Origin of the sequence: Streptomyces sp. NPDC017529 (assembly GCF_044329785.1) — a bacterium.
Lineage (GTDB): Bacteria > Actinomycetota > Actinomycetes > Streptomycetales > Streptomycetaceae > Streptomyces.
Genome location: NZ_JBIRJY010000003.1, coordinates 629,754 through 645,786, shown reverse-complemented (window position 1 = coordinate 645,786; position 16,033 = coordinate 629,754). Strand labels below are relative to the sequence as shown.

The window sequence follows — 16,033 nt, the reverse complement described above, 5'->3', positions numbered from 1 at the left end:
TGCGTGTCTCCAACCCGGGGGGCGGCGCGGGGCGGGGGGCCCCCCCCCCCCCCACTCTCAGGTGCGCCGCCAGGGACTCGAACCCCGGACCCGCTGATTAAGAGTCAGCTGCTCTAACCAACTGAGCTAGCGGCGCGCGCTGACAAAAGAAATACTACCTGGTCCCGAGGGGTGCTCCCGACCACCCTCGCGACCACGGCCTCAGAGCGTCAGCGACAGCAGTACCGGAGCCGCCCGCCGGTTCAGCGCGTCGGCGGCCGAGCGCAGCCGGTGGGCGTGCTCCAGCGGCATCGACAGCGCCAGGCAGCCGACCGTGGCGCCCGCCGTGATCGGTACGGCCGCGCAGACCGTGCCGACCGCGTACTCCTGGAGGTCCAGCATCGGGACCGTCGGCGGCTGGCTGTCCAGCTTGTGGAAGAGCACCTTCTCGTTGGTGATCGTCCGTGAGGTGAGGCGGGCGGTCTTGTGGCGGGAGAGGTGGTCCATCCGGCCGTCGTGGTCCAACTGCGCGAGCAGGCATTTGCCGACCGCGCTGGCATGTGCCGTACGGCGGAATTCCGCCCACTCGTTGACCTTGGGCGCGCGCGGCCCGTCGGCGTAGTGCAGGATCCTGACCTCGCCGTCGATATAGCGGCTGATGTAGACCGCGGCCCCCACCGAGTCGCGCAGCTCGACGAGGGTGCGCTGCAGTTTGGCGCGCAGCGCGTCCTCGCGGTCGCCGCCCGAGCCGAGCAGGACCAGCGACTCGCCGACGACGTACGCACCGTCGGCGACCTGCGCGACATAGCCCTCGCGGCGCAGCATGGCCAGCATGTGGGCGAGGTGGCCGGTGGGCAGACCGGTCTCGCGGGCGACCTGGACGTCCGTCACGCCGTCGGCGTGCCGGGCGATGGTTTCGAGCACGCGGAGGGCGTACTGCACCGAGTGGAACGGCGCGGTCGGCTCGGGCTTCAGCGCCACGGTGTCCCCCTAGCAGGTTGTGACCGTTTGCGTCGCTGCCGTCGCTGGCGGTCACGACCGACGAACATTACCGGCCGATCCCGGACAGCGGGGCACGTACCACGATAGCGGTCAAAGCCGTCCGCTGGAGGGGGTCTTGACCGAAAAGGGGGCCATCCCCCGCACGTGTACTGGGGCGTGGTCCGCTGGCATATGTCCGCGTCATTCCGGGACGTTCCGGCGGGCGGACCCGCCGGACACGCGTCCGAACATCCGGCGGGCCCGCTCCGCCCGGCGCTCAGAGCACCGCGCTCAGGAACTCGCGGGTGCGGTCGTTCTCCGGCTCGCTGAAGATCTTCTCCGGAGTGCCGAACTCGATGACCCGCCCCTGGTCGAACATCATCACGCAGTCGGAGATGTCCCGGGCGAAGTTCATCTCGTGGGTCACGCACAGCATGGTGATGTCGGTGGTGTGGGCGATGTCGCGCAGGACGTCGAGGACGCCGGCCACCAACTCGGGGTCGAGCGCGCTGGTCACCTCGTCCAGCAGCAGCACCTGCGGACGCATGGCCAGCGCCCGCGCGATGGCGACCCGTTGCTGCTGGCCGCCGGAGAGCTGCGACGGGTACTTGTCGATGTGCTGGGTCAGGCCCACGAGGTCCAGCAGCCCGCGGGCCCGTTCCTCGGCGGCGTCCTTGGTCAGGCCCAGCACGTGTACCGGCGCTTCGGTGATGTTGCGAAGCACCTTCATGTTGGGGAACAGGTTGAACTGCTGGAAGACCATCCCGATGTTCTTGCGCACCTCCCGGCAGTGCTTCTCGCCCGCCGGTACCAGCTTGCCGTTCTTCTCCTCGTGGGTGAGGTACGCGTCCCCGACCTTGATCGTTCCTTCCTCCGGCTTCAGCAGCGTCATCAGCAGCCGCAGGATCGTGGTCTTGCCCGACCCGGACGGCCCGATCAGCGTCACGTGCTTGCCGGAGTAGACCGTCATGTCCAGCGAGTCCAGGACGGTGTGCGCGCCGAAGCGCTTGGTGACCCGGTCGAAGCGGACCAGCTCGGGCCCGTCCTCCTCGGTGCCGACCGTGGGTTTCGCGGGGTGTACGGGGGTGCTGTCAGCGGACAAGGCGACGCTCCAGGGCTCGCAGGACAAGAGAGGTGGGGTACGAGATCACGACGAACAGGACGCCGACGACGGTGATCGGCTCCATGTAGTCGAAGGTGGTCGCGCTGATGCTGTTCGCCTGGAAGAGCATGTCCGCGACCGTGATGGCCGCCAGCATCGGCGTGTCCTTGAACATCGCGATGACGTAGTTGCCGAGCGCCGGGACCACACGGCGGAAGGCCTGCGGCAGGATCACCGCGGTCCAGGTGCGCCGGCGCGGCAGGCTCAGCGCGGTCGCCGCCTCCCACTGGCCCTCCGGGACGCCGTCGATGCCCGCCCGGTAGACCTCGGCGGTGTACGTCGAGTAGTGCAGGCCCAGGCCGATCACACCGGTGGTCAGCGGGTCGAAGGCCAGGCCCCACCCGGGCAGTACGAAGAAGAGGAAGAACAGCTGCACCAGCAGCGGCGTGTTGCGGACGAACTCCACCACGATGCTGACCGGCCACGTCACCCAGCGGCTGGGGGAGCGCAGCAGCAGCGCCCACACCAGGCCCAGCACGAACGCCACCAGCGAGCCGAGCAGGGTCGCCTGGACGGTGACCAGCAGTCCGCGGAGCAGGTCGGGCAGGATGTCGCCGACGTACTCCCACGACCAGTTGTTCACGGCTTACCTCCTGGGGTGGCGATCACCTGGGGGCCCTGCTTCTCGACCGGCAGCCGCCGCGAGAGCCAGCCGGACTTCTCCGGGGCGCGGCCGACCGACGCCTTGGCCCGGCGCTCCAGCAGGCGCATCACCCGGGTCACCGCGAACGCGATCACGAAGTAGAGGACCAGGATGATCCCGTAGACCTGGGCGCTCTGGCCCGTCGAGAGGCGGGCCAGCTTGGCCTGGAAGGTCAGCTCCCCGATCGAGAGCAGCGAGGCCAGGGCCGTGCCCTTGAGCAGTTCGATCAGCAGGTTGTTGAACGGCGGCATCATCTCGGGCACGGCCTGCGGCAGGATCACCTTCCGCATCCGCTGCCAGGGCGTGAAGCTCAGCGCGATCGCCGCCTCACGCTGGGCGGGCGCCACCGCCTGGATGGAGCCGCGCACCACCTCGGAGCCGTACGCGCCGTAGGACAGCCCGAGCGCCAGGGTGCCCGCCCAGAGGCCGGCCAGCTGCCAGCCCAGCAGCGGCAGCGCGAAGAACAGCCAGAACATCAGGACCAGCGCCGAGGTGCCGCGGAAGAACTCCACGTACACGCCGGACAGGAAGCGGACGATCCACAGCCGCGAGTTACGGGCCAGGCCGATGCCGAAGGCGACGGCGGCGGCCAGCAGGGCGCTGTAGACCATCAACTGGACGGTGATCAACACCCCTTTGAAAAACAGTTCCCACAAGGCTCCGGTCACCGGGCACAGAGCTCCTTCGCCGTGAGGTCGGTCATGAACTCCTCGGTGAACCCGAAAGGCCGGGCGATGCGCAGGAGTTCGCCGCTCTTCTTCATCCGGTGCAGTTCACGGTTGAAGGCGTCCCGCAGCTTCGTCTCGCCGATCCGGAAGCCGTAACCGCCGCCGTCGCGCTGGGGTTTGCCGCCGACCTCCGGAGTGAAGGGCCGGGTCATCTCCACCTTGGGGTGCTTGCCGGTCTTCAGCGCCTCCATCATCGTCAGCGCGGTGCCGGCGAAGCAGTCGATGCGGTCCGCCTCCAGCGCCTCCATGCCGGCGATCTGGTCGCCGTACGTCTGGATCTTGTCCTTCGCGACACCGTTGCCGACCGCGTAGTCGATCTCCGCGTACCCGATGCCGGTGCCCATGCGGAAGCCGCCCTTGGCCACGTCCTCGTACGAGGCGATCTTCTTGGGGTTGCCCTTCGGCACGAGGAAGCCGTCCTTCGACTCGTAGTCCGGGTCGGAGAAGAGCACGGCCTGGCAGCGGGCCTTGTTGATGAACATGCCCGCCACGATCACGTCGTACTGGAAGGAGTGCAGGCCGGGCACGAGGGCGCCGAACTCGACCGGTACCGGCTCGAAGCGCTGCACCCCCAGCCGCTGGAAGATCGTCTTGGCGACCGCCGGTGCCTCGCCGGTCAGTTCGCCCTGGCTGTTGATCGAGGCGTAGGGCGGCTCGCTGGCGATGCCCATACGTACGACTTTCCTGCTGCGAAGATCCTCAAGTAGGTGTCCCCCGTCCGTAGCTCCGGTGATGTCGACCTGCGAGCAACCGGTCGTCGCCCCCAGCGCACCTGTCAAACCCAGCGCCGCCGCCCCTGCGAGCAGTGAGCGGCGGCGGAACCCTGAAGCGGTGTTTCCTGAGCTGTTCCCCTGTGGTGGAGCCATGGGCGCGCGACTACCCGAAGGGGCCGAAAACATGCCGGTCGTTTCCAGCCCTTGATGTAAGCGGTGCGGGGCCGTGGCGCATGTCGGTCATGCGTGCATACGACACCAGTTCTGGGGCGGTAACTGCTGTGGCCGGTTGGCTTGTTGACGCCTCTTGCGGACGGCCGGCCGGCGTGCGCGGCGACCCGTGCGCCGGGCCCCGCGTCCTGTGTGCATCGCGCTGCCCTCTGGTCCACTATGGGTCCGCAAAGCACCCGTCAGGAGGCAAAATGGCCGACCGTTTCATCGAAGTCTCCCTCGACAAGCGGGGCGTGAGCTGCACCGCCAAGCTGCTCGACGACCGCGCGCCGGTCACCTGCGAGGCCGTCTGGGAGGCGCTGCCACTCGGCGGCGACGTCTACCACGCCAAATACGCCCGCAACGAGATCTACGCCCTCGTCCCGCCGTTCGCCCCGGAGGAGCCCCCTCTGGAGAACCCGACCATCACGCCCATCCCCGGTGACCTGTGCTACTTCACCTTCACCGACACCCAGCTGGGCACCGCCTCCTACGGCTACGAGAGCCAGGCCAAGCACCAGGGCCGCGCCACCGTCGTCGATCTCGCGCTCTTCTACGAACGCAACAACCTGCTGATCAACGGTGACGCGGGCTGGGTGCCGGGCATCGTCTGGGGCGCGGTCGTGGAGGGGCTGGACCGGATGGCCGACGCCTGCCAGGACCTGTGGCGCGCCGGCGCCCTGGGGGAGACCCTCAGCTTCCGCCGGGCGTAGGCGGCGCGGGGATCGTGGCGGCCCCCGACGTATAGAGGGCGTGCGCGGCGCGCAATACCAGCGCGTCCGCGTGCCGCGCGCCCACCAGCTGCACCCCGATCGGCAGCCCGTCGCCGTCCACGCCGCACGGCACGGTGGCGGCGGGCTGCTGCGTCATGTTGAAGGGGTACGTGAACGGGGTCCACCCCGTCCACCGCCGGTGCGCCGACCTGGCCGGCACCTCGGCGCCCGCCTCGAAGGCGGTGATCGGCTCGGTCGGCGTCACGAGCAGGTCGTACGTGCTGTGGAAGCGGCCCATCGCCACGCCCATCGCCATCCGTACGTCCACCGCCGCCAGGTAGTCCAGCGCGCTGCGCCGCGCGCCCTCGTCGCAGATCTCGCGCAGCCCCGGGTCGAGCAGTTCCCGGTCCGCCGCGCCCAGGTGCTGCACCACCCGGGCCGCCCCGCTGAACCACAGCGTGTGGAACTCCTCCACCGGGTCCGTGATCCCCGGGTCGGCCTCCTCGACGTGCGCCCCCAGCCCGGCGAGCCGGTCCACCGCGCGCCGCACCGCCGCGGCGATCTCCGGGCGCACCGGCACGTCCCAGCCCAGCGTCGGGCTGTAGGCCACCCGCAGCCCGGCCACCGGCCGCTCCAGCTCCTCCCGGAACGAGCCGGCGGGCGGCGCGAGCTGCGACCAGTCCCGCCAGTCCGCCCCGGTGACGACGTCCATCAGCAGCGCCGCGTCGGCCGCGTCCCGGGTCATCGGCCCGACGTGCGCCAGCGTCCCGAAGGGACTCGCGGGGAACAGCGGCACCCGCCCGTACGTCGGCTTCAGCGCGAAGATCCCGCAGAACGAGCCGGGGATGCGCACCGACCCGCCGCCGTCCGTGCCCAGGCTCAGCGGTCCCGCGCCCAGCGCCACGGCCGCCGCGCTGCCGCCGCTCGACCCGCCCGCCGTCCGGGACGGGTCGTACGGGTTGCCGGTCACCCCGTGCCGCGGGCTGTCCGTGACGCCCTTCCACCCGAACTCGGGCGTCGTGGTCTTCCCGGTGAGCACCGCGCCGTGCTCGCGCAACCGGGCCACCGACGGCGCGTCCGTGTCCCAGACCGCGCCCGTTTCCCGTACCGTCCGCGACCCGCGCAGCGTCGGCGCCCCGCGGGTCAGCAGGAGGTCCTTGACCGTGGCCGGCACCCCGTCCACCAGTCCGGCGGGCCGCCCGGAGCGCCACCGCTCCTCGGACGCCCGGGCGGCGGCCAGCGCGTCGTCCGCGTCGATCCGGGTGAAGGCGTTCACCCGCTCCTGCGCGCGCCCGGCCCGTTCGAGCACCGCCCGCACGGCCTCGACCGGCGAGAACTCGCCCGCCGCGTACCCGGCGACCAGCCGCACCGCGGAACAGTCGGCAAGATCCGTCACATCAGCCATCCCGGTCTCCCTCCATGAACACTCCGGCTCCACGGTCCCGGAGAATCAGGCGCCGGGTACGTATCCCAGCCGCTTGTCCACCACATTGGTGAGTGGCTCGCCCGCGGCCCACCGGTCGAAGTTGTCCACGAACTGTTCGGCCAGGGCGTCGCGCCAGCCCAGCGTGTCGCCGCTCATGTGCGGGGAGACGATCAGGTGCGGTACGTCCCACAGAGGGCTGTCCGAGGTCAGCGGCTCGTGCTCGAAGACGTCCAGGGCGGCCGCCGCGATCCGCCACTCGCGCAGCGCCGCGACGAGGTCGGCCTCGACGACGAGCTGCCCGCGCCCCACGTTGACGAAGCGGGCCCGCTGCCGCATCCGGGTGAAGGCCGACCGGTCGAACATGCCGCGGGTCTCGTCGGTCAGCGGCGCCGCGCACACCACCCAGTCGGCCCGGCCCAGCAGCCCGTCCAGCGCGCCGCTGCCGTGCACCCGGCCGAACTCCGGATCGTCCGGGCGCTCCCGTCGGCCGACCAGCTCGACCTTGACACCCAGTGCCAGCAGCGTCCGGCCGATGGCCCGGCCGATCGGCCCCGAGCCCACCACGACGGCGCAGCTGCCCGCCACCCGCAGGGTCTCGCGGTGCCGCCAGCGGCGCTGCCGCTGGAGTTCCCAACTTCCGTAGAAGTCCTTGGCCATGGCGATCACCAGCCCGGCCACGTACTCGGCGATCGGCTGCTCGAAGACGCCGCGCGCGTTGGTCACCAGGGTCCGGTCGGCGGCCAGCTCCGGGCACATCAGCCGGTCGACGCCCGCGCTGGCGGTGTGCACCCAAACGGGTCGCGGGCCGCCGCCCGGCCAGGCGTCACGGATCGCGTCGGAGGTGAAATCCCAGGCCAAGAGCACATCAGCGGAGCTGAGTTGGGTGGCCAGGGTCGTGTCGTCGGCGTAGACCACCCGGGCCCGGCCCGCTAGCCGGTCCAGCTTCGGAGGCGGGTCGGAGCCAAGGACAAGGACGGTGCTTTCGGACATAGGCCAGAAACCGTTCTGAAACGTGTGCCCCTTTGAATGAAAGGAGGCGCCGACAGATGCCTGAGATGCGAGGATTGACCACGCTAAGAAGTCGTAACTACCGTGTCAACAACGGCCCTGTCCCGACGTCCCCGGCCTGTGCCGGTCGCACCACAACCCCTGGCCAATGGCCTAGCCCTTACCAGCCCTTCGCTCTTCTGGGGGCAGCATGGACGTCTCTTTTCTGGGGGGCCCGAAGCCTCAGCTCGGCGTGGGTGTCGTCGCTCCGTTCGACTTCGCCCTGGACCGCGAGCTGTGGCGCTGGGTCCCCGACGATGTGTCCCTCCACCTCACCCGTACCCCTTTCGTGCCGGTCGAGGTGAGCCTCGACCTGGCCCGCCTGGTCAGCGAGCACGAAACCCTCAACGCCGCCGTCCAGGCGCTGTGCGCGGTCTCCCCGCAGGTCGTCTCGTACGCCTGCACCTCGGGCAGCTTCGTCGGCGGCATGGCGGGCGAGCGCGCCATGTGCGCCGCCATGGCCCGGGCGGGGGACCGGCTCCCGGCGCTCACCACCTCCGGCGCGCTCCTCGAAGCGCTGCGCGAGATCGGCGCGCGTCGGATCGCGGTCGTCACCCCCTACACCAAATCCGTCACCGACTCCCTGGAGGAGTACCTGAAGGAGGCCGGCATCACCGTCACGGGCCGCGCCTACCTCGGCCTGACCCGGCACATCTGGAAAGTGCCGTACCGGGACGTCGTCGACATGGCCCGCCAGGCCGTCGTCGGCGCCGCCGACGCCCTGTTCATCAGCTGTACGAACCTGCCGACGTACGACGTCATCCCGCAGCTGGAGGCCGAGCTGCGGATGCCGGTCCTGTCGGCCAACCAGGTCACCATGTGGGCCTCGCTGCGGGCCATCGGCGCGGACGCGGTGGGCCCCTACCAGGCGCTCGTCGACCCCGTCGCCAGACGCGGACCGGCCGCCATGACCTCCTCCTGGGCCCCCGAGGACGGGGCGGGGAGAGTGCGGCGCGGCACTCCCGAGGCCGCGTTCGCCGGCTCGGCGGTCCCTTCCTCGGAGGCGGAGCAGGCCGACGGACTGGACGCGCCCCCCTTTCATCCCCCGGAGGAACCGGGCCCGCAGCCGGGCCGCTGACGCGCACGTGCGGCGTCCGCGCGGCCGCCGCCCGCGCGGCCGCCGCCCGTACGCCCCACCCCGACGGCCAGACCGGCGCGACCGCGCCCGGCCGAGCGCGTAGCCGCACGGACCGGAGCGCGCACGAGGTACGCACAACCACCCGCACCCCCAGTCAGGAGACGTGCATGGCATCCACGGTCGGTTTCCTCTACCCCGGCCACTCCGCCGAGGACGACTACCCCCGCCTCGAAGCCCTCCTCGGCAACGGACTGAGCCTGCCGCTCGTCCACACCGACATCGGCGAGGACGCCCACCGCGTCGACGCGCTGCTGGAGATGGGCTCCGCCGCGCGGCTCGCGGCCGGCGTCGAGGAGCTCAGGGGCCGCGGCGCCGAGGCCGTCGTCTGGGCCTGCACCAGCGCCAGCTTCGTCTTCGGATGGGAAGGCGCCCAGAAGCAGGTGCGCGAGCTGTCGGCCACCGCGGGGCTGCCCGCGTCCAGTACGTCCTTCGCCTTCGCGCACGCCGTACGGGCCCTGGGCGCCGAGCGCGTCGCCATCGCCGCGACCTACCCCGACGACGTCGCCGAGTGCTTCAGGGCCTTCCTGAAGTCCGCGGGCACGGAGGTCGTCTCGACGCGCGGCAGCGGGATCGTCACCGCGGCCGAGGTCGGCACCTGGGGCCTGGAGGAGGTGCTGTGGCTCGCCCGTACGGGGGACCATCCCGACGCGGAAGTGGTGCTGCTGCCCGACACGGCCCTGCACACCGCCGAGTACCTGCCCGCCATCGAGGCGGAACTGCGCAAGCCGGTGCTCACCGCCAACCAGGTCACCGCCTGGGAGGGGCTGCGGCTGCTGGACCGTACGGTCGCCTGCCCGGCGCTGGGCACGCTCTTCGCGAAGTGGTCCGTGCCGGCCGCGGCGGGTTAGCGGCGGCGGGTCCGCCCGCCGGACCGCCCTCCTCGCCCGCCCGGGAATAACCGGAGAACTACTCCGGTTGCCCTCCCGGCAGACCAGAGCGACGCGAGGAGGGCCCGCACCGTGAGCGGCGACCACGACGAGAACCGGGACAACGACGGCATCCGGGGCACGGCCCCCGGCACCGCGCCCGTACCCCTGTCCGTACTCGACCTGGTGACGGTGGGCGCCGGGCACACCGCCACCGAGGCGGTACGGACCGCCGTCGGCATCGCCCGCACGGCCGAGCGCCGCGGCTTCCACCGGTACTGGGTCGCCGAGCACCACTCGATGCCCGGCGTGGCCTCCTCGTCCCCCGCGGTCCTGCTGGCCCACCTCGCCGCGCACACCGACCGCATCCGCCTCGGCTCCGGCGGCGTCATGCTGCCCAACCACGCGCCGCTGGTGATCGCCGAACAGTTCGGCACCCTGGAGGCGATGGCCCCCGGCCGCGTCGACCTCGGCCTCGGCCGCGCGCCCGGCACCGACGGCGCCACCGCGGCGGCACTGCGCCGTACGGAGCGGCTCCACGAGGGCGCCGACGAATTCCCCCAGCAGCTCGCCGAACTGACCCGCTTCCTGGACGACGACTTCCCCGACGGGCACCCCTACGGCCGCATCCACGCGGTGCCGGGCCCGGTCCAGGCGACGTCCCCCGGCGGCGTCCAGTCGGCGCACCGGCCGCCGCTGTGGCTGCTCGGCTCCTCCGGCTTCAGCGCCCAGCTGGCGGGCCGCCTGGGCCTGCCGTTCGCCTTCGCCCACCACTTCTCGGCCGCCAACACCATCCCCGCGCTGGACCTCTACCGCGACTCCTTCCGCCCCTCGGCGGTCCTGGACGAGCCGTACGCGCTGATCGGCGTCGCCGCGCTGGCCGCCGAGGACGAGAAGGAGGCGCGCCGCCAGATCCTCACCGGCGCGCTGTCCATGATCCGGCTGCGCACCGGGCGCCCCGGGCTGGTACCCAGCCCCGAGGAGGCCGCGGCGTACGCGTTCAGCGAGATGGAGCGCGACTTCGTCGACAGCTGGCTGTGCAACATCGTCTACGGCACTCCCGACGCGGTGCGCGGCGGCCTCGACGACCTGGCCAAGCGCACCGGCGCCGACGAGCTGATGATCACGGCCAACGCGCACAGCGGCGCGGCCAGGCTGCGTTCGTACGAGCTGATAGCGGACGCGTACGGGCTGCCGGGGGCGTAACGCGCTACGTCCCGGTCCGCCGGTCCGTGCCGACCAGGCCGGGGACCCGGTCGGGGGACACCGGGCGGGAGTACAGCCACCCCTGCCCGGTGTCGCAGCCGATGCGGCGCAGCCGTTCGGCTTGTTCCGCGCTCTCCACGCACTCCGCCGTGACCGTCAGGCCCAGCCGGTGGGCGAGCGCGACCAGCGCCTCCACGATCGTCTCGTCGGCCGGGTTGGGGTGCTCCTGCGAGCGGAAGCCCCGTACGAAGGAGCCGTCCAGCTTCAGTACGGACACCGGCAGCCGGCTGAGGTAGGCCAGGTTCGAGTAGCCGGTACCGAAGTCGTCGATGGCGATCCGTACGCCCATGTCGCTGAGCGCCTGGAGGGCTTGCAGCGGGCGCCCGGCCGAGCCCATCACGGCCGACTCCGTCAGCTCCAGCTGGAGCAGGGCGGGCGGTAGCCCGGTCTCGGCGAGGATGCCCGCCACGTCCGCGACCAGGTCGGAGTCCCACACCTGCCGTACGGCGACGTTCACGCTGACGAACAGGGGGTCGGCGCCGGGGCGCTCCAACTGCCAGGCGCGGGCCTGGTGGCAGGCCTGTTCCAGGACCCAGCGGCCCAGCTCGACGATCGAGCCGTTCTCCTCGGCCAGTCCGATGAACCGATTCGGCGACAGTGTGCCGAACTGCGGATGCCGCCAGCGCACCAGGGCCTCGACCCCCTGCGCCCGCCCGTCGCCGAGCCCGACCAGCGGCTGGTACTCCAGGGTGAACTCGCCGCGGTCCACCGCGGGGCGCAGCGTGCTGGACAGCGCCTGGCGGGTCATGCGGTGCGCGTTGCGCTCGGGGTCGAAGAGCGTCCAGCGGGCCTTGCCGTCCTCCTTGGCCCAGTACAGCGTGGTGTCGGCGGCCTGCATCAGGCCGGTCGCGGTGGTGCCGGTCGCCGCGCGCTCCACGACGCCGATGCTCGCCGAGACCGAGAGCCGCTGCCCGGCCAGGTCGAAGGGCCGCTGGAGCGCGTCCAGGACGCGCTGGGCCAGCTCCGCCAGCTGTTCGGTGCCGGCCGAGTCCTCCACCAGGAGCGCGAACTCGTCGCCGCCCAGCCGTGCCACCAGGTGGCCGCTGCTGCCGCGTACCGCGCCGCGCTCGGCCAGGCTTTCGGCGCAGTGCGTCAGGCGCTGGGCCACCGCGCCGAGCAGCCGGTCGCCGACCCGGTGGCCGAGGGTGTCGTTGACGGCCTTGAAGCCGTCCAGGTCGAGATAGCACAGGCCGACCCGGCCCGTGCCGTGCTGCTCGAAGGCGGCCGACTCCAGCGCGCCCGCCAGCCGCTCGAAGAACAGCGCGCGGTTGGGCAGCCGGGTCACCGGGTCGTGCATCTGGAGGTGGCGCAGCCTGGCCAGCAGGTCGCGCCGGTCGCTGATGTCGCAGACCGACAGCAGGACGCAGTCCTCGTCCGGCAGCGGCTCGACCGTCACCTCGGCCCACAGGAACTGCCCGTCCGGATGTTTCAGTCGTCGGGTGCAGCGCAGCCGTTCGCTCTGGCCGCACAGCACCTCGCGGTACGCGGACCAGATGCGCGGGTCGGTGCCCAGCTCGGTCAGGTCGGCCGCGGTCGCGGCGACCAGGTCGCCGGGCGCCGCGCCGACCAGCTCGCCGAAGGCGGGGTTGGCGGCGAGCACCAGGCCGTCGCGGTTCAGTACGGCCAGCGGGACGCGGGCGGCCTGGAAGGCGGCGCGGTAGTCGCGCAGCGAGGCCGCGGAGCCGTCGCCGGCGTCGGGTCCGCGGCGGCCGCCCGCCCGTGGGTCGCCGTGGGCTCCGGGCCGGTTGCCGGGCCGTGGCCGGCCGTCGGCCGCGGTGGGGCCGTCGGCGGGTGCCGGGCCGGAGGCGCCGTCCGGGCCTCCGGCGGATTCTTTGGTCGGTTCATTACGCTCCGTCACCGCGGAGAGCGTCGTTCCGGGCGCGCGGCCCGTGCCGCCGGGGTATCCGCTCACTGCTCGCTCCCGCATGGCGCTTGTCTCGTGATGGAGGGGGAATCCGCGCTGGAAAGTGTGGCGATCATAGAGGCTGCCGCAAGGGCCTATCCAGCGGCGTAACCGTGATCATCGGCACCCATGGCGGAAGTTTGGCCATTTCCGTCCGGCTGTGTTCATGCGTATCCGGTCAACGATCGATAGTGACTTTCCGTTACGGGGCGGGGAGTTGGGCCGGTCACTCATCTGGGGCCCCGGAACAGGACGGAAGCGGGCGAATCGCCGCAAGGTGGTGAGGGTGCTCCGAATCCGTACCGGGAGGTCGATGTGCCACGCGCCCAGCCACCTCCGGAGGTGGACCGTCACACGCTGCGCCGGGTGGCCGCGGTGGCCACCTCCCTCAGCGCGGTCATAGCGACCTCCGTCATCGCCGGCCCCGCCACCGCGTCCGAAGGCGCGCTGCCCTGCGCCCTGGCGCGCACCGAAGCGCACCACTCCGAGGGCCTGGACACCTGGAACCGGGCCTACCCCCGGCCCGCCCGCTCCCTGAACGCCGTCATGGTCTTCCTGTCCTTCCCGGACTCCGACCCGGTCGCCGACCCCGCGGAGCTGGCCGCCGACTACTTCCCGGCCACCTCCCGCTTCTTCGAACGCGCCTCCTACGGCCGCTTCACCCTGCGCCCCGCCGTCCAGCGGCGCTGGGTGCGGATGCCGCAGCCCTCGGGCTCGTACGGCATACGCAGGGACTGGGACGCCGACCGCCGCGGCGCCTACCTGCGCGACGCCGTCGCCGCCGCGGACGGCACGGTGGACTTCAGCCGCTACGACGTCGTCTACCTCGTCGCCGACCCGGACGCGGCCGGCGTCGACTCCGACGCCACCAAGGTCGTCAACCTCGACCGGCCGCTGCGCGCCGACGACGCGGACCTGCGCCGGTTCGTCACCGTCTTCGAGCAGAGCCCGCCGGACCGCAACGTGCTGGCCCACGAGACCGGCCACGTCTTCGACCTGCCGGACCTCTACCACCGGCCCAGGGACGGCAAGGGCGACTGGGACACGTACGTGGGCGACTGGGACCTCATGGGCAGCCAGTTCGGGCTGGCCCCCGACCCCTTCGCCTGGCACAAGTGGAAGGTCGGCTGGCTCGGCGACCGGCAGGTGGCGTGCGTGGCGCTCACCGGGCGGCGGCGGGCCGCCGTGCACACGCTGCGGCCGCTGTCGGCCCCCATGGGGCCGGGCGACGAGCGGCGGCCGCGGCTGCTGGCCGTCCGCACCGGGCCGCGCAGCGTGCTGGCCGTCGAGGCCCGCGGCGCCGCGGGCAACGACCACGGGGTCTGCACCGAGGGCGTACTGGTCTACCGGGTGCGCAGCGAGACCGCGTCGGGGAGCGGGCCGGTGGAGGTTCTCGACGGGCACCCCGGTACCGAGGCGTGTTGGGGGACTTCCGTCTACCCGCAACTTGCTGATGCGCCGCTGGGGGAGGGTGAGAGCCTGGACGACACGGCGGACGGGGTGCGGGTACAGGTGTACGGGCGGTCGTCCTCGGGGGACTGGACGGTCAAGGTGGGGCGCAGCTGAGGCGGGCGCCCGCGCTCCTTCGCCCGTGCCCGGCGCACGAAGAAGGCCCCCACCGAGGTGGGGGCCTTCTTCTGTCGGTGCGCCGCCAGGGACTCGAACCCCGGACCCGCTGATTAAGAGTCAGCTGCTCTAACCAACTGAGCTAGCGGCGCCTGCTGACGTGGAAAACATTAGCATCCTGATCCCGTGGCGCAAAAATCGATTCCGCTCGCCAGGGCTCTCACCGGCGCCTGAACGGGGTGACGGCGGGTGTGGCGAGCTTTACGGGGCCGCGGTCCGGGGTGGCGGGGGCGGCCAGGCCGGGCGCCTCGCCGGCCTGCGGGGCCGCCCCCGCGGGAGTGCGGGCGGCGCGTATGCAGGCCCAGAGCAGCGTGCCCGGGCCGGGCAGCCAGGGGTGGCGCACCTCGGGGGCCACCAGCCAGCGGGAAGGGGCGGGGGCGTCGGTTCCTCCGGAGTGGTGCGGCCCGTCGGGTTGCGGGGGCCGGTGGGGGTAGAGGGGCGGGATGGTCACCGCGTCGCCGGTGCCGTGGCAGAGCAGTGGCGGTACGGAGCCCGACCACTCCTCCCAGCCGAGCAGCGCGGGCAGCCGCCGGGCCGTGCCGGGCTCGGCGAACAGCAGGATGCGACCGCGGTGGGTGGCGACCGGCCCCGATCCGGGCCCCGCCGACCACAGGCGGTCCGCCATGCGGCGGCCGAAGACCGCGGGTGCGTTGATCACGTCGAAGACGGTGCCGCACGGCAGGGTGCTCGGCGCGTCCGGGCGGGCTGCCCACCGGTCGTGCGCGCTCTGCGGGCACGGGTCGGCGGAGGCGAGCCAGTCGGCGCCCGGGAGGGTGACGTACGCCGCGTTGTGGAAGGTGACGGGGGCCGGGGCGGGGCGTCGGGGGCGCTCGTGCTCGGATGGCCAGTCGCTCATGGGCACAGGTCTACCGGTAGGTGGCGTTCCGTTTCTGCGGAATGGCTGAAATCGGGACAGGACGGGGCGGTGTGGGGTATCTTCCGGCGCCGCATATGCCAATGGCCCGTGATCAACGGCGCATGACCAACGGCCCACGGTCACGGTGCCGGGTGATCGTGGGCCGTCAGAGGTGTGCCGGGCGGGCGGGAGCGCCGGAGGGCGGGTGTGCCCCGCGTGCTCCCGGAGCCGTACCGGTCGGTCAGGTCAGTCCGTGGCGTCGGGCCGGCCGTTGTCGCTCCGCAGCAGGCCGCGGCCGAACTCGACCATCTTCGCCGCGTAGTCCTCGGTCCAGTCGGCGCGCTCCGCGATCGCCGGGAGCGGCAGCCGGTCGAAGCGCTTGGGGTCGGCGAGCCGGGCCGCCGCCACCGCCTGGAACTCCGTGGCCCGGTCCGCCGCCGCGCGGAACGCGAGCGCCAGCTCGGTGGAGCGGGAGAGCAGTTCCTTGGGGTCCTCGATGGACTCCAGACCGAAGAAGTGCTCGGAGTCGGCCGTGGCCTCCGGAGGCTCGAAGAGCAGCGGAGCCGGTTTCAGGCGCCGGGGCGCGGGGGCCGTCCCGCGCTGCTCGGGAGCCGGTTGCGGCTCGGACATGTACGTACCTCCTGAGTCGTGTGCCGCGTTCCATTGTCCCGCGCCGCGCAAGTGCGCCCGGGACGCGCCCGGTACGGGGACGCCCGCCCGCCGTGGACGGCGCGCCCGTACGCCGTGCGCCCTCCTGCCGCGCGCCCCGCACCACC

Annotated in this window: 15 protein-coding genes and 2 tRNA genes; 5 read left to right on the top strand and 12 right to left on the bottom strand. The window is 72.2% G+C overall.

The window, feature by feature from the left end:
- Positions 1 to 62: 62 nt before the first annotated feature.
- From ACH4K4_RS10095 to ehuB, 6 genes are all read right to left on the bottom strand, one after another.
- Positions 63 to 136: transfer RNA gene (locus ACH4K4_RS10095), tRNA-Lys, on the bottom strand.
- A gap of 65 nt (positions 137 to 201) precedes the next feature.
- Positions 202 to 960 carry an IclR family transcriptional regulator C-terminal domain-containing protein gene (locus ACH4K4_RS10090; RefSeq protein ID WP_360123038.1) on the bottom strand — a complete coding sequence of 253 codons (759 nt, stop codon included), beginning with the start codon at positions 958 to 960 and terminating at the stop codon, positions 202 to 204.
- 277 nt (positions 961 to 1,237) lie between these two features.
- Positions 1,238 to 2,062, bottom strand: a complete 825-nt coding sequence (gene ehuA / locus ACH4K4_RS10085; RefSeq protein ID WP_398166150.1) for an ectoine/hydroxyectoine ABC transporter ATP-binding protein EhuA — start codon at positions 2,060 to 2,062, stop codon at positions 1,238 to 1,240.
- On the bottom strand, positions 2,052 to 2,705 hold the full coding sequence (ehuD, locus tag ACH4K4_RS10080) for an ectoine/hydroxyectoine ABC transporter permease subunit EhuD (RefSeq protein WP_398166148.1): 654 nt from the start codon (positions 2,703 to 2,705) through the stop codon (positions 2,052 to 2,054). Before ehuD ends, ehuA begins: the two co-directional genes overlap by 11 nt.
- Positions 2,702 to 3,433 carry an ectoine/hydroxyectoine ABC transporter permease subunit EhuC gene (gene ehuC / locus ACH4K4_RS10075; protein WP_398166146.1) on the bottom strand — a complete coding sequence of 244 codons (732 nt, stop codon included), beginning with the start codon at positions 3,431 to 3,433 and terminating at the stop codon, positions 2,702 to 2,704. Before ehuC ends, ehuD begins: the two co-directional genes overlap by 4 nt.
- Positions 3,430 to 4,359, bottom strand: coding sequence for an ectoine/hydroxyectoine ABC transporter substrate-binding protein EhuB (gene ehuB, locus ACH4K4_RS10070; RefSeq protein WP_398166145.1), 930 nt, complete (start codon positions 4,357 to 4,359; stop codon positions 3,430 to 3,432). The genes ehuC and ehuB overlap by 4 nt, the downstream gene beginning before the upstream one ends.
- A 269-nt stretch (positions 4,360 to 4,628) precedes the next feature.
- On the opposite strand from ehuB, the gene ACH4K4_RS10065 reads away from it, so the two are divergent.
- A complete protein-coding gene (locus ACH4K4_RS10065) occupies positions 4,629 to 5,129 on the top strand; it encodes a DUF3830 family protein (RefSeq protein ID WP_398166143.1) in 501 nt (166 codons plus the stop codon).
- Here ACH4K4_RS10065 and ACH4K4_RS10060 read toward each other — a convergent pair.
- Both ACH4K4_RS10060 and ACH4K4_RS10055 read right to left on the bottom strand, forming a co-directional pair.
- Positions 5,110 to 6,534 (bottom strand): amidase, encoded by a 1,425-nt coding sequence (locus ACH4K4_RS10060; protein ID WP_398166142.1) that lies wholly within the window; start codon positions 6,532 to 6,534, stop codon positions 5,110 to 5,112. The genes ACH4K4_RS10065 and ACH4K4_RS10060 overlap by 20 nt on opposite strands.
- A 45-nt stretch (positions 6,535 to 6,579) precedes the next feature.
- Positions 6,580 to 7,545 carry a D-2-hydroxyacid dehydrogenase gene (locus tag ACH4K4_RS10055; RefSeq protein WP_398166140.1) on the bottom strand — a complete coding sequence of 322 codons (966 nt, stop codon included), beginning with the start codon at positions 7,543 to 7,545 and terminating at the stop codon, positions 6,580 to 6,582.
- Between the two features lie 208 nt (positions 7,546 to 7,753).
- Between ACH4K4_RS10055 and ACH4K4_RS10050 the strand changes: the two genes are divergently transcribed.
- From ACH4K4_RS10050 to ACH4K4_RS10040, 3 genes are all read left to right on the top strand, one after another.
- Positions 7,754 to 8,680, top strand: a complete 927-nt coding sequence (locus ACH4K4_RS10050) for a decarboxylase (protein ID WP_398166139.1) — start codon at positions 7,754 to 7,756, stop codon at positions 8,678 to 8,680.
- A gap of 167 nt (positions 8,681 to 8,847) precedes the next feature.
- A complete protein-coding gene (locus tag ACH4K4_RS10045) occupies positions 8,848 to 9,588 on the top strand; it encodes a decarboxylase (RefSeq protein WP_398166138.1) in 741 nt (246 codons plus the stop codon).
- A 111-nt stretch (positions 9,589 to 9,699) separates the two neighbouring features.
- Positions 9,700 to 10,812: an LLM class flavin-dependent oxidoreductase gene (locus ACH4K4_RS10040; protein WP_398166137.1), complete on the top strand. Its 1,113-nt coding sequence runs from the start codon at positions 9,700 to 9,702 to the stop codon at positions 10,810 to 10,812.
- A gap of 4 nt (positions 10,813 to 10,816) precedes the next feature.
- On the opposite strand, the gene ACH4K4_RS10035 is transcribed toward ACH4K4_RS10040, so the two are convergent.
- The gene (locus ACH4K4_RS10035) at positions 10,817 to 12,730 is read right to left on the bottom strand and encodes a putative bifunctional diguanylate cyclase/phosphodiesterase (RefSeq protein WP_398166135.1); all 1,914 of its coding nucleotides are present in this window, start codon (positions 12,728 to 12,730) and stop codon (positions 10,817 to 10,819) included.
- Between the two features lie 387 nt (positions 12,731 to 13,117).
- On the opposite strand from ACH4K4_RS10035, the gene ACH4K4_RS10030 reads away from it, so the two are divergent.
- Positions 13,118 to 14,341 (top strand): M6 family metalloprotease domain-containing protein, encoded by a 1,224-nt coding sequence (locus ACH4K4_RS10030; protein WP_398166133.1) that lies wholly within the window; start codon positions 13,118 to 13,120, stop codon positions 14,339 to 14,341.
- 78 nt (positions 14,342 to 14,419) lie between these two features.
- Here ACH4K4_RS10030 and ACH4K4_RS10025 read toward each other — a convergent pair.
- From ACH4K4_RS10025 to ACH4K4_RS10015, 3 genes are all read right to left on the bottom strand, one after another.
- Positions 14,420 to 14,493: transfer RNA gene (locus tag ACH4K4_RS10025), tRNA-Lys, on the bottom strand.
- A 68-nt stretch (positions 14,494 to 14,561) separates the two neighbouring features.
- Complete coding sequence (locus ACH4K4_RS10020) at positions 14,562 to 15,257, bottom strand: hypothetical protein (protein ID WP_398166132.1); 696 nt, start codon at positions 15,255 to 15,257, stop codon at positions 14,562 to 14,564.
- A gap of 246 nt (positions 15,258 to 15,503) precedes the next feature.
- Positions 15,504 to 15,887: a hypothetical protein gene (locus ACH4K4_RS10015; RefSeq protein WP_398166131.1), complete on the bottom strand. Its 384-nt coding sequence runs from the start codon at positions 15,885 to 15,887 to the stop codon at positions 15,504 to 15,506.
- Between the last annotated feature and the right edge of the window lie 146 nt (positions 15,888 to 16,033).